11 protein-coding genes are annotated in these 13,808 nt (G+C 52.8%); 9 read left to right on the top strand and 2 right to left on the bottom strand.

Annotated elements, in window-relative coordinates; genetic code table 11:
- The first annotated feature begins 11 nt into the window (after window positions 1-11).
- The gene (gene pdxY / locus WC7_RS22585; protein ID WP_016151549.1) at window positions 12-869 is read left to right on the top strand and encodes a pyridoxal kinase PdxY; all 858 of its coding nucleotides are present in this window, start codon (window positions 12-14) and stop codon (window positions 867-869) included.
- Window positions 870-1,340: 471 nt separating this feature from the next.
- Here the strand turns inward: pdxY and WC7_RS22580 are convergent, their stop codons facing one another.
- Window positions 1,341-2,894: an L-lactate permease gene (locus WC7_RS22580; protein WP_016151550.1), complete on the bottom strand. Its 1,554-nt coding sequence runs from the start codon at window positions 2,892-2,894 to the stop codon at window positions 1,341-1,343.
- A gap of 580 nt (window positions 2,895-3,474) precedes the next feature.
- Here WC7_RS22580 and WC7_RS22575 point away from each other — a divergent pair.
- Genes WC7_RS22575 through WC7_RS22565 form a run of 3 tightly spaced genes read left to right on the top strand, consistent with a single transcriptional unit; the run spans window position 3,475 to window position 6,317 of the window.
- Window positions 3,475-4,194 (top strand): (Fe-S)-binding protein, encoded by a 720-nt coding sequence (locus tag WC7_RS22575; RefSeq protein ID WP_016151551.1) that lies wholly within the window; start codon window positions 3,475-3,477, stop codon window positions 4,192-4,194.
- A gap of 10 nt (window positions 4,195-4,204) precedes the next feature.
- Window positions 4,205-5,632 (top strand): LutB/LldF family L-lactate oxidation iron-sulfur protein, encoded by a 1,428-nt coding sequence (locus WC7_RS22570; RefSeq protein ID WP_016151552.1) that lies wholly within the window; start codon window positions 4,205-4,207, stop codon window positions 5,630-5,632.
- A complete protein-coding gene (locus WC7_RS22565) occupies window positions 5,625-6,317 on the top strand; it encodes a LutC/YkgG family protein (RefSeq protein ID WP_016151553.1) in 693 nt (230 codons plus the stop codon). The genes WC7_RS22570 and WC7_RS22565 overlap by 8 nt, the downstream gene beginning before the upstream one ends.
- 47 nt (window positions 6,318-6,364) lie before the next feature.
- Here WC7_RS22565 and gntP read toward each other — a convergent pair whose 3' ends face one another.
- Complete coding sequence (gene gntP, locus WC7_RS22560; protein ID WP_016151554.1) at window positions 6,365-7,708, bottom strand: gluconate permease GntP; 1,344 nt, start codon at window positions 7,706-7,708, stop codon at window positions 6,365-6,367.
- 260 nt (window positions 7,709-7,968) lie between these two features.
- On the opposite strand from gntP, the gene uxuA reads away from it, so the two are divergent.
- The 5 genes from uxuA to WC7_RS22535 all read left to right on the top strand — a co-directional run bounded on the left by uxuA (window position 7,969) and on the right by WC7_RS22535 (window position 13,773).
- Window positions 7,969-9,153, top strand: coding sequence for a mannonate dehydratase (gene uxuA / locus WC7_RS22555; RefSeq protein WP_016151555.1), 1,185 nt, complete (start codon window positions 7,969-7,971; stop codon window positions 9,151-9,153).
- Window positions 9,154-9,231: 78 nt separating this feature from the next.
- A complete protein-coding gene (locus WC7_RS22550; protein ID WP_016151556.1) occupies window positions 9,232-10,707 on the top strand; it encodes a fructuronate reductase in 1,476 nt (491 codons plus the stop codon).
- A gap of 221 nt (window positions 10,708-10,928) precedes the next feature.
- Window positions 10,929-11,702, top strand: coding sequence for a Uxu operon transcriptional regulator (gene uxuR, locus WC7_RS22545; RefSeq protein ID WP_029139754.1), 774 nt, complete (start codon window positions 10,929-10,931; stop codon window positions 11,700-11,702).
- Window positions 11,703-12,349: 647 nt separating this feature from the next.
- A complete protein-coding gene (locus WC7_RS22540) occupies window positions 12,350-12,559 on the top strand; it encodes a hypothetical protein (RefSeq protein WP_016151558.1) in 210 nt (69 codons plus the stop codon).
- A 176-nt stretch (window positions 12,560-12,735) separates the two neighbouring features.
- A complete protein-coding gene (locus WC7_RS22535) occupies window positions 12,736-13,773 on the top strand; it encodes a porin (protein WP_016151559.1) in 1,038 nt (345 codons plus the stop codon).
- The last annotated feature ends 35 nt before the right edge of the window (window positions 13,774-13,808 follow it).

A 13,808-nucleotide genomic window follows, 5' to 3' on the forward strand; every position in this document is an offset into this window, starting at 1 on the left:
ACGGAGTCAAAATGAAAAACGTGTTGTCTGTTCAGTCGTCAGTCGTTTATGGCTATGCCGGAAATAAAGCCGCCGTGTTGCCGATGCAGCTTTCGGGGATCGATGTCTGGCCGTTTTACACCGTACAGTTTTCCAACCACACCCAGTACGGGATGTGGCAGGGCATGGCGATGCCGCACGGCGAGCTGAGCGCCATCATCAGCGGGCTGGATGATCTGCAAAAACTGGCGCAATGCGATGCCGTGCTGTCCGGGTATCTCGGGGACAAACGCCATTGCGAAGAGGTGAAGCTCGCGGTCACCACCATTCGCCAGCGTAATCCCCAGGCGCTCTATTTTTGCGATCCGGTGATGGGCGACCCGCAAAAAGGCTGCATCGTCGCGCAGGGCGTGGAGTCCTTTTTTGTCGATGACGCCATTCAACTGGCCGATGTGATGGGGCCGAATCTCTATGAACTGGGCGTGCTGACGGGCAGACAACTACGTAGTTTTGACGAGGTGGTGGAAGCGGCGCAGCAGTTGGTGGCGTGGGGCGTGAAGAAGGTGCTGGTGAAACATCTCGGCGACTGCTCGCGCGACAAACAGGCGTTTGAAATGCTGCTGGTGACGGCGGAACAGACATTACACATCGCCCGGCCGCTGTATACCTTTGCCAAAATGCCGGTGGGCGTTGGGGATCTGATTTGCAGCGTGATGCTGGCTTCACTACTCAACGGTTATGAGGACAAGCAGGCGCTGGAGCGGACCACCAGTGTCGTCGACGCGGTGATGCGGCTGACGAAAGAGCACGACTCGTATGAACTGCGGCTGATAGACGCGCGTCACCAGATAATGGAGCCGCAAATTCGCTATCAGGCAACGGTGCTGTAGCGCCGCAAGGAGGCTCTATGTTTCTGACACTGCTACGATTTCAGCATCCGCTGATCTACCGTTTTGCATGGCTTCGTCTGTGGGTCAGGGTGTTAAGAGCGTGCGGGCTGCGTAAGTGAAAGGGGAGAACATTTTTCTCTGCTGCCGGATGCGGCGCTTGCGCCTTATCCGGCCTACAAATGAGCGTGAAACGTAGGCCCGATAAGCGAAGCGCCATCAGGCATTAGCGCCAGGCATTACACGCGGAAGTAGCGTGGTGGGATCAACGCGGAAAAGGCGTCGAACTTCTTCACCATCTTTTTCCAGAACAACATAACAACAATCCTCGATTTGAAACATCGGCGCTATTTTAGTCAGCGCCGACAAATCGTAAAGCCAGTCGCTTCGTTTCGATCCTGAAGCGGTGTAAACCTTTTTGGTCACCGCGTCGTCAAATACGGTTGCCGTGAATTTGACGGGGTTGACAATGGATTACGCCATAAACCAGTAATAAAAGAGACCGACTTTCAGGCCGAGGATCACAATGTAGGCGCAGCAGTATTTCATGGTGCCAGACATTATCTGGTTGGCCTGTCCGTCCATTTTGGTGGCTGAAACCGCAATGGCGATACTCTGCGGCGAAATCATTTTCCCCCCCGTTGCACCAGAAGTATTCGCCGCCGCGAGCCAGTTGGGATCGATATGCAGTTTACTGGCGGCAATGGTTTGCAGTTTGCCGAACAAAATATTCGAGTTGGTATCGCTGCCGGTAACAAACGTGCCCAGCGCGCCAATCACCGGGGCGAGGAAGACGTAGGAACTGCCGGTCAGATCGACAATCGACTGGGCCAGCGTGGAGATAATCCCGCTGAGATCCATCACCGTGGCCAGCGCGACAATCGCCATAATCGCCACAATGGAATTTTTAAGCTGGAAAATGGTTTTGATAAACACTTCCAGCATCCCGCGTGCGGACGCTCCCTGAATAAAACCGCCGATAAGGGTCGCAAAGATGATCAGCATCCCCGGCGTGGTCACCCATTCAACTTTCAGCGCCAGCGTGTTGCCGTCGGCGAGCGTGAAATGCAGCACCGAGGCCAGTTGGGACGCCGCGCCTTTGATCGTCGGGAACAGCGGTGAGCACAGCAGGATAAAAACAAAAATAAACAGATAGATAGAGCCTACGCGGAACAACACTTTTGCCGAGCGCGGCGTGGTTTCGCGGGTATGGCTGACCTCAATGCGCCACTCGGGATCGGTTTTCCCTTTGCGCAGGCGGCTGACCATCGCCACGGCAAACAAGCTGACCAGGCTACCGGCAAAGGCGGGCAATTCCGCGCCAAGATGGATGGCGACAAAATATTGCGGAACCAGCGTGGTGATGCCGCAAATCAGCGTGATCAGAAATACGCCACGAATGGCTTTCAGGCCGCCGCCAATAATGCAGACAATGACAAACGGCAGCAGGATATTAAACAGTGCGAGCTGCAGAATAATGGTTCCACCTAAGGTATACACCGGCAGATTAACCTGTTCCGCCAGAATAGAAACCGGGATCCCGACCGCGCCGAACGCGGTGGGAACGGTATTCGCCACGAGAGAAGCGATCGCCGCCTTCAGCGGGTTGAATCCCAGCGCAATAAGAATGCCGATCGGAATGGCGACCGCCGTGCCATAACCTGCCGCGGCTTCAAGGAATCCGCCGAAACACCATGAAATCAGTAGCACCTGAATACGCTTATCTTCGCTAATGCTGGCGAGAATATCGCGCAGAATATCCAGCGCCTTGGTTGCCTGCATGACGTTATAACTGAAGATGGCGCCGAGGATCACAATCACAATCGGCCATAAACCCTTCAGGGCGCCATAGCCTATCGCGGCTTTCAGATTCTGTACGGGCATTTCCCAGAATATGGCCGACAGCGCGGCAGTGAATACCAAAGAGATCAACACGGAATAATGGATGGGCATTTTCAATTTCAATATTAAAAATACCATCAGTAGTAAAGGAGAGAGTGCCAGGGCAAACATAAAATATTCGTTCATTGCTATTCCTGATTGGTTCATTAAACCTGATTTATATTTATGGTGGGGAGGCTACATTGCTGGGTTAATAAAGTATGTAAACTGAATCGCTTCAGTGAATAAAGTAATTATGATTTGTAGTTTTGTAACTATTGTAATCTTTTAATTAAAATCCAATGCCAGGTAAATATACTTAAGAGTAAGTTGAATACCTATAAATAGTTATATGATAACCTTTTTAATAATGCTGGTGATGAGAATAGTAAGCACCTGAAACTGTTATTAAGGTGTTCATAACGCTGTGGTTTTAAATATAAAAATGTGAGCGAGACCGAAAGAAATAAACCTGGTTGTTGCATATGGGGGTTGATTAGGGGATTATTTGGTTTTGTCATACAAATGAAAATACAGACATATGCGACTGTCCTGACTTAAGAAGCGGAGAGTCGGCATCAAAGGAAAACGACCCGAGCATCACCATGAACCCAGGCATTAGTAAAAACAGCAAACAGAAAAACTGGGCGTGAAATACGGCTGAGCCTTTGCTTGATATCGCGATATCAAGCGCAATAAACAGAAATGAAGCAATGGAGTAGTTATTGTGAATGTAAATTTCTTTGTTACCTGCATTGGTGACGCACTGAAATCACGGATGGCACGAGACTCCGTATTGCTGCTGGAAAAACTGGGTTGTCGCGTTAATTTCCCCGAGAAGCAAGGGTGTTGCGGTCAGCCAGCCATCAACAGCGGTTACATCAAAGAGGCGATCCCTGGGATGAAAAACCTGATCGCCGCCCTGGAAGATAACGACGATCCGATTATCTCGCCAGCAGGCTCCTGTACCTACGCGGTAAAAAGCTATCCGACGTATCTGGCCGATGAACCGGAATGGGCGCTGCGTGCCGAAAAGGTTGCCGCGCGTATGCAGGATCTCACCTCCTTTATCGTTAACAAGCTGGGCGTGGTGGACGTCGGCGCCAGCCTGCAGGGCCGCGCTGTCTATCATCCCTCTTGTAGCCTGACTCGGAAGCTGGGAGTTAAGGAAGAGCCGCTCGCGCTGCTGAAAAACGTGCGCGGGCTGGAGCTGTTGACGTTTGCCGATCAGGATACCTGCTGCGGCTTTGGCGGGACGTTCTCGGTCAAAATGGCCGAGATATCCGGCGAGATGGTGAAAGAGAAAGTCTTACATTTGATGGATGCGCAGCCGGAATATTTGATTGGCGCAGACGTCAGTTGCCTGCTGAACATTGGCGGTCGACTGCAACGGGAAGGCCAGCCGGTCAAAGTGATGCATATTGCTGAAGTGCTGATGAGCCGCTGAGGGGAAAGAGATGTCGATAAAAACCAGCGATGTAGAATTTAAACTGCGTATTCGTCAGCAGATAGAAGATCCGATCATGCGCAAAGCCGTGGCCAATGCGCAGGAACGTATTGGCGCAAATCGACAAAAAATGGTCGATGAGTTAGGCCACTGGGAAGACTGGCGCGATCGTGCCAGCCAGATCCGCGATCACGTGCTGAGCAACCTCGACGCTTATCTGTATCAACTCTCCGAGAAAGTGACGCAAAACGGCGGCCACGTCTATTTCGCCAAAACCAAAGAAGAGGCCACCGCCTATATTCTGCAGGTCGCGCGCAGCAAAAACGCGAAGAAGGTGGTGAAGTCCAAGTCGATGGTGACCGAGGAGATCGGCGTCAACCATGTCCTGCAGGATGCGGGAATCCAGGTGATCGAAACCGATCTCGGGGAATACATCCTGCAATTGGATCAGGATCCGCCTTCGCACGTCGTGGTGCCGGCTATTCATAAAGATCGCTATCAGATCCGCCGCGTGCTGAACGAGCGTCTGGGGTATGACGGCCCGGAAACCCCGGAAGCCATGACCTTGTTCATTCGCCAGAAGATCCGCGAGGATTTCCTGAGTGCCGAAATCGGTATTACCGGCTGTAACTTTGCCGTGGCGGAAACCGGTTCAGTATGCCTGGTGACCAACGAAGGCAACGCGCGCATGTGTACCACGCTGCCGAAAACGCACATTGCGGTGATGGGCATGGAGCGTATCGCGCCAACCTTTGCTGATGTGGATGTGCTGATCACCATGCTGGCGCGCAGCGCCGTGGGCGCACGTCTGACGGGCTACAACACCTGGCTGACCGGCCCGCGTGAGGCGGATAACGTGGACGGACCGGAAGAGTTCCATCTGGTGATTGTCGATAACGGTCGCTCGCAGGTGCTGGGCTCTGAGTTTCGCGATGTGCTGCGCTGCATCCGCTGCGGAGCCTGTATGAACACCTGTCCGGCGTACCGCCACATCGGCGGGCACGGCTATGGCTCTATCTATCCCGGCCCTATTGGCGCGGTGATTTCTCCACTGCTCGGCGGCTATAAAGATTTTAAAGACCTGCCGTACGCCTGTTCCTTATGCACGGCCTGCGACAGCGTCTGCCCGGTGCGTATTCCGCTGTCAAAACTGATCCTGCGTCATCGCCGGGTGATGGCCGAGGAGGGCATTACCCCGAAAGCTGAGCGACGGGCGATCAAAATGTTCGCTTATGCCAATAGCCATCCGGGGCTGTGGAAAGTGGGGATGATGGCGGGCGCGCATGCGGCAAGCTGGTTTATCAATGGCGGGAAAACCCCGCTCAAGGTTGGCGCGATTGGTGACTGGATGGAGGCGCGCGATCTGCCTGATGCTGACGGCGAGAGCTTCCGCAGCTGGTTTAAGAAACATCAGGCGCAGGAGAAAAAGAATGGATAACCGTACCGCGTTTTTAAACACCATCGCCCAGGCGCTGGGTCGCCCGCCGCGTTTCGAACCGCAAGCGGATGCCGCGCCGGTTAACAATTATGCCAACGAGCGCCTGACCGAACTTAGCCCGCAGCAGCGCTGCGATGCGTTTATCCAGTTCGCCAGCGAAGTGATGCTGGCCCGCTGTGAACTGACTCGCGAGGACCAGGCCGCAGAAGCAGCGCTACGCCTGTGTGAAGAATTGGGTCAGCCGGTAGTGCTGAGCGGCGACAGCCGACTGGTGGCGCTGGGCATCACCGAACGCTTGCAGCAGGAATGCAACGCCGTGGTCTGGGATCCGGCGCGAGGCAGCGAAAATATTACCGAGGCCGAGCAGGCGAAAGTCGGCGTAGTGTATGCCGAGTATGGCCTGACCGAGTCCGGCGGCGTGGTGCTGTTTTCCGCGCCGGAGCGCGGGCGTTCTTTGAGCCTGTTGCCGGAGTCCTCGATTTTCGTGCTGCGTAAAAGCACCATCCTGCCGCGCGTGGCGCAACTGGCAGAAAAACTGCATCAGAAAGCGCAGGCCGGTGAGCGTATGCCGTCGTGCATTAACATTATCAGTGGACCCAGCTCGACGGCGGATATTGAGCTTATCAAGGTGGTTGGGGTGCATGGCCCGGTGAAAGCGGTGTATCTGATTATTGAGGATTGTTAAGGCAGGAGAAGAACCGCTCTGGCGCTGCGGCCAGAGCGGTATCGACGTTATGCAATCATGCTGATGATCAACACGATTACCAGGCCAACCACGGAGTTCACCAGCTCCAGCAGACCCCAGGTTTTCAGCGTATCCTTCACCGACAGGTCGAAGTAGCCTTTGAACAGCCAGAACGATGCATCGTTGATATGGGTCAGGGTGTTGGAGCCAGCCGCCGTCGCCAGTACCAGCAACGCCGGATCGACGCCCACCAGTTGACCGGTTGCCGGGTCGAGAATGGCTGCGCTGATAATCCCCGCCGCCGTCATGGCTGAGACCACGCCCTGACCGGTTGCCAGACGAATAAGCACGGTTATCAACCACGCCATGATGTATGGAGAAATATTGCCGTGCGACATCAGCATGCCGATGGTATCGCCGATGCCGGTATCGATAATGGTCTGCTTCAGTACGCCGCCCGCGCCGATGATCAGGATCACCATGGCGATGCTTTTCACCGCGTTTTCAAAGGCGTTCATCACCCACTGCATGTCGTGACCACGCGCGGTACCAAACAGCACGAAGGCGACAATCATGGCGATAAACATCGCAATTGGCGAGGAGCCTAAGAAGTTGACCACTTCCCACGCCTGCGTTCCTTTCACCAGCCAGATGTTGGCGATGGTGGTGGAGATCATGATGATCGCCGGGATCAGCGGAACCAGAATAGAGATGCCGAAAGACGGTAGATTGTTCTGGTCAACCGGTACGTCGGCCTTCATGAATGACGGCGTCGGGCGATCGAGGTTGCCGAGGAACTTCGGCAGGATAAGCCCGGCGCAGATCACGCTCGGAATAGTCACCAGAATACCGTAGATGTAGACCATACCCATGTCAGCGCCGTAGGCGTTAACCAGCGCGACCGGACCTGGCTGCGGCGGGAACAGAGAGTGGGCGGTGGTGGCGGCGGCAACGGCAGGAATCGCCAGCTTGAGGAACGGGATCTTCGCTTCCGCGGCAATGACGATCACCAGCGGCGCCAGCATAATAAACGCCACTTCATAGAACATCGCCAGGCCAAAAATCAGACCAATAATGATCACCGACAGCTGCACATAGCGCAGCCCAAGTCGAGCCAGCAGCGTATGAGCAATCTGATGCGCCGCTCCGGAATCGACCATCAGCTTACCGATGACTGCCCCGAATACCACGATAATCGCCAACTCACCCAGCGTGCTGCCAAAGCCGGATTTCATGGTGTGTAGCAGCGCCATTAAGTCCATACCCGCCAGCATGCCGACCGAGAGCGCCGCCAGCAGCAGGGCGACCATCGAGTTTATTTTGAATCTTAGATTGAGCACCAGCATCAGACCGATGCCGAATACGACCCACAGAATATTGAGAACATGCATATAACGTCTACCTTTATTGGTTGAACTATTATGATTTTGGTTGAGATGTTATCCGTATTGGTTAACCATTGATGCGATGAATGTCACATTGCGTTACATGTTTACATCTTTACTGCGCTTCCTGGCCGCAAAATGGCGATCTAATCAGCAAAAATCGTGATTTGGTTAACCAATTCGTTCCTTCAGGTTGACATGTCATACCAAAAGGAGGAATTTATGTGCCATATCGTCGAGTCCATAACGTAAATGAGGAATAAAAGATGGAACAGACATGGCGCTGGTATGGTCCTAACGATCCGGTCACCTTAGCGGATGTACGTCAGGCGGGTGCCACGGGCGTGGTCACCGCCTTGCACCATATCCCGAACGGGGAAGTGTGGACGGTTGATGAGATCCTAAAACGCAAAGCCATTATTGAGCAGGCGGGCCTGGTCTGGTCGGTCGTCGAAAGCGTACCGATCCACGAAGACATTAAAACCCGTTCTGGTAACTATCAGCAGTGGATCGCCAACTACCAGCAAAGCCTGCGTAACCTGGCCCAGTGCGGCATTCGTACCGTGTGCTACAACTTCATGCCGGTTCTCGACTGGACCCGTACCGACCTGGAATACGTCCTGCCGGACGGCTCCAAAGCGCTGCGTTTTGACCAGATTGAATTCGCCGCCTTTGAGCTGCACATCCTCAAACGTTCGGGCGCGGAAGCGGATTACACCGCCGAAGAGATTGCTCAGGCGAATGAACGCTTCGCCACCATGAGCGATGAAGACAAAGCGCGTCTGACCCGCAATATCATCGCCGGTCTGCCGGGCGCGGAAGAGGGCTATACGCTTGACCAGTTCCGCCAGCATCTTGCGCGTTATAAAGATATCGATAAAGCCGCACTGCGCGAGAACTTTGCCGTCTTCCTGAAAGCAATTATTCCTGTGGCGGAAGAAGCAGGCGTGCGGATGGCGGTACACCCGGACGATCCGCCGCGCCCAATCCTCGGCCTGCCGCGCATTGTTTCCACCGTGGAAGATATGCAATGGATGGTCGATACGGTTAACAGCATGGCGAACGGTTTTACCATGTGCACCGGCTCCTACGGCGTCCGGGCGGACAACGATCTGGTCGACATGATCAAACAGTTTGGCCCGCGTATTTACTTCACCCACCTGCGCTCCACGCTGCGTGAAGATAACCCGAAAACCTTCCATGAAGCGGCGCATCTTAACGGCGACGTCGATATGTACGAAGTCGTGAAAGCGATCGTTGAGGAAGAGCAGCGCCGTAAAGCCGAGGGTAAAGAGGACCTGATCCCAATGCGTCCGGACCACGGCCATCAGATGCTTGACGATCTGAAAAAGAAAACCAACCCAGGCTACTCCGCGATTGGTCGACTGAAAGGGCTGGCGGAAGTGCGTGGTGTTGAGATGGCTATCCAGCGCGCTTTCTTTAGCCGCTAAAGCGAGTTGCCGGTCACCTGTCTGGCCGGCTTTTTCTTTTCTCTTCCGTTGGTCATTCAACGGGTTCTGGAGTTCACGATGACAACGACAATTGCCAATAGCAACCTGCCGGTTGCTCGCCCTGCATGGGACAGCTCGCGCCTACAATCCCGCATTGTTCACCTGGGATGCGGCGCATTTCACCGCGCGCATCAGGCGCTGTACACCCATCATCTGCTGGAAACCACCGATAGCGACTGGGGGATCTGTGAAGTTAACCTGATGCCGGGTAACGACCGCGTGCTGATTGAAAACCTGCGCAAACAGCAACTGCTGTATACCGTGGCGGAAAAAGGCGCGGACAACACCGTGCTGAAAGTGATTGGCTCGATGAAAGAAGCGTTGCACCCGGAGCTTGACGGCTGTGATGGTATTTTACAGGCTATGGCGCGCCCGCAGACGGCAATTGTTTCGCTGACGGTCACGGAAAAAGGCTACTGCACCGATGCTGCCAGCGGACAGTTAGATCTCAATAACCCGCTGATTAAACACGATCTGGCGAATCCAGGCGCGCCGAAATCGGCGATTGGTTACATCGTACAGGCGCTGCATCTGCGTCGTGAGCAAGGGCTTGCGGCCTTTACCGTGATGTCTTGCGATAACGTGCGTGAAAATGGTCATGTGGCGAAAGTCGCGGTGCTGGGTCTGGCGCAGGCGCGCGACCCGCAGCTGGCGCAGTGGATTGAGGCTAACGCCACTTTCCCGTGCACCATGGTAGACCGCATTGTTCCGGCGGCGACGCCAGAAACGTTGCAAGAGATTGCCGACCAGTTGGGCGTGTACGATCCGTGTGCTATCGCCTGTGAGCCATTCCGTCAGTGGGTTATCGAAGATAACTTTGTCAACGGTCGCCCTGACTGGGACAACGTTGGTGCGCAGTTCGTTGCCGATGTGGTGCCGTTTGAAATGATGAAACTGCGTATGCTCAACGGCAGCCACTCTTTCCTCGCGTATTTGGGCTATCTCGGCGGCTATGAAACTATCGCTGATACCATGACCAATCCGGCGTACCGCAAAGCGGCGTTCGCGCTGATGATGCAGGAGCAAGCGCCGACGCTGTCGATGCCGGAAGGCACCGATCTTAACGCCTATGCGACGCTGCTCATTGAGCGTTTCAGCAACCCATCACTGCGTCACCGCACCTGGCAGATTGCGATGGACGGCAGCCAGAAATTGCCGCAGCGCCTGCTGGATCCGGTGCGTCTGCATCTGCAAAACGCCAGCGACTGGCGTCACCTGGCGCTGGGCGTGGCGGGCTGGATGCGCTACACCCGTGGCGTGGATGAACAGGGGCAGGCCATTGATGTTGTCGACCCCTTGCTGGCTGAGTTCCAGCGCATTAACCAACAGTTCCAGGGGGCCGAACGCGTGACGGCGCTGCTGGGGCTGAGCGGCATTTTTGGCCATGATCTGGCGGAAAACGCTGATTTTGTGGAGACAATTATCGCGACGTATCAACAGCTGTGTGAACACGGTGCACGCGAGTGCGTTGCGGCGTTAGGCGCTGACGCATAATCCCCGAAGTATGACGGGTCAATCAAAATGCTGATTTGGTTGACCCGTTTTCTGTTTTTGGCTTCCCGCAAATGCTATAGTTCAGGCGAAAAAACGTTTTTTGTAGGCTTGATAAGATGCGTCAGCGTCGCCATCAGCCAATGGCACAGGTGCCGGTTGGCAGCGCATGTGCCTTATCCGGCCTACGGATCTGAATTGACGCATCTGACGGACATAACACGATGAAATCGAACACTTCTCAACAAAGACCCTACCAGGAAGTGGGTGCAATGATCCGCGATCTGATTGTCCAGACGCCGTACCAGCCCGGGGAGCGTTTGCCGCCGGAACGTGAAATTGCTGAGATGCTCAATGTCACTCGCACGGTGGTTCGCGAAGCGTTAATTATGCTGGAAATTAAAGGTCTGGTGGACGTGCGTCGCGGCGCCGGGATCTACGTACTCGACAATGCAGATGCGCAGACCATCGACAGTACGGATGTCAATCATTGCAATGACGCGGGTCCGTTTGAGCTGCTGCAGGCGCGACAGCTGTTGGAAAGCAATATCGCCGAATTCGCCGCGCTGCAGGCTACCCGTGAAGATATCGTTAAAATGCGCCAGGCGTTACAGCTGGAAGAGCGGGAGCTGGCCTCCAGCGAAGCGAACGGTTCTGAAAGCGGCGACATGCAGTTCCATCTCGCCATAGCCGAAGCCACGCATAACAGCATGCTGGTGGAGCTGTTTCGCCAGTCATGGCAGTGGCGTGAAAACAACCCGATGTGGATCCAGCTCCATAGCCACCTTGACGATACCCATTACCGTAAAGAGTGGATGGGTGACCACAAACAGATCCTGGCGGCATTAATCAAAAAGGATGCCCGCGCAGCCAAGCTGGCAATGTGGCAGCATCTGGAAAACGTCAAACAGCGCCTGCTGGAGTTTTCAAATGTTGATGACATCGACTTTGATGGTTATCTGTTTGATTCCTGGCCGCTGGATAAAGTTAACGCCTGATTTTCCTTCCTCTCCTATGCGGGCTGTTGCAGCCCGCGCGACACTTTTCAGCACAAAAGCTTATTGCATAACAACGCTTTTTTCTCGTCATGAACGTCACGTAAAAAAAGGTTTCCATCACCTCAGATGATGATTTTTCCGCCGTCGTTACGCGGTGAAAATTGATTTATATCAATTAAAAACAACTTATTTTTGCATGCGAAAAAATGCATCGTTTACCTTATTTTTACCTTTCCGTGCTTATTTTTAGACAAAATGGGCCTGTGTTAAGTGAGAATCAAACTGATTTACGCGGTGGTCAGAGCGAGGCAGCCTGGAATAACAGTGCATAAAAACAGGCGCTTCACGGAAATGTAGACATTAATAACGGCACGTAACTTATTGGCTGTAATGATGTTTTGATTTGAGGTCATGTTTATTGTCAATAGTTCTGGCTTTTTTAATCAAATGAATAAAAGTGAATATATGTAAAGTTAAAATTACACATTATTCTATAATCAAGTTATCTTTCATTTGAAATGCTGTTCCAGTTTTTTGTCCGTTATTAACAGTTTCATTACTATTGTCACTGTATTTTGCCGTTGACATGTTTTTACACTGACTGCATATTTCATCGCCATAAGCGTGTTTGCGTTCAGGAGATGATAATGCCCTCTCGAGATTACCCCGATATTAGAAAGGCCAGGGGTACCCGTTCAAAAGATATGGTTCTTTTAAGTGCCCGTGTCGATACCTCTCTGTGGGAATATGTTCGTACGCTGGCATTTGAAACCCGTAAAAGTAAACAAGATATTATTGCCGAAGCAATAATGTTATATCGCTCTGTTAATGAGAGCGTAAACGAAGAATCCAAGTAATTACTCTCTGTTCGGGTTTTATTTAACCCAAAATGATATGTGTCTTGCCACTTTATTATTACCTTCATTGGTGTGTTAGAGGTTTTCCCCTTTTCCATAGGGGGCTTTTTTATGCGGGTATTCTGCCTTCATAACAAAGTTGATAGCAAAATTCACAATTAAAAGTGAGTAATAACATGAAAAAGTCAGCAGTGGCATTAGCTGTAATGGTATTAGGGGTAACCTCCGTTCATGCAGCGGAAATTTATAATAAAGATGGCAACAAACTGGATCTGTACGGCAAAGTAAAAGCGGTCCATTCTTGGACTGGCGGCACCGATGCCGACGGTACATACGCGCGTCTGGGTTTTCGCGGTGAGACACAAATCAACGATCAACTGACCGGTTATGGCCAATTTGAAAGTCAGTTTGATGCCTCTAAAGCAGAAGGTTCTCAGAATGGCGTCAATACACGTCTGGCGTTTGCTGGCCTGGATTATGGCCATGACGTTAGCTTTGACTACGGTCGTAACTACGGTATCGCTTACGACGTGGGAGCTTACACTGACACTCTTTCAGAGTTCGGCGGCGACTCCTTTGAAGATGCTGACCGCTTCCTTACTTCACGTACTTCTGGCGTTGCAACACTCCGCACCAAAAATCTCTTTGGAGCCGTTGATGGTCTGAACATTGGTGCGCAATACCAGGGTAAAGGTGATGCCAACTCGGAAGACCCGACAAAACCTAATTTGACTAAGCAGCACGGTAACGGCTACGGCTTCTCCCTGGGCTATGACAACATTGCGGATTCCGGCGTGTCTGCTATTGCGACCTACACAAATAGTTCAATCACAGCAGCCCAAAAGAAAGGCAATAAAGACGGTAAATGGGATGGCGAAAACGCAGAGTTCTGGGGCGCGGGTCTGAAATATGATGCTAATGCCATCTACGTCGCGACCATGTACGGCGAGTCCCACAACCTGATTCAGGATGCGGATAAAGCTGAGCACTTTGAAGCAATGGCTGCGTATGTGTTTGATTTTGGTCTGCGTCCGAACGTGGGTTACGTTCACGCGCGTGACAACAACAATAATGACCTGACTGAATACGTAGCGTTGGGCACGGATTACTACTTCAACAAAAACATCGTGGCTGATGTGGGTTACAAAATTAACCTGCTCGATGGCAAAGACGACGACAACCAGGTTGTTGCGGGTCTGACCTATCAGTTCTAAGTTTTTGTTCTGATATGCAAAAGGCGTCTTAGTTA

This window comes from Citrobacter sp. KTE151 (assembly GCF_000398845.1).
In the GTDB taxonomy this organism is placed as follows: domain Bacteria; phylum Pseudomonadota; class Gammaproteobacteria; order Enterobacterales; family Enterobacteriaceae; genus Citrobacter; species Citrobacter braakii.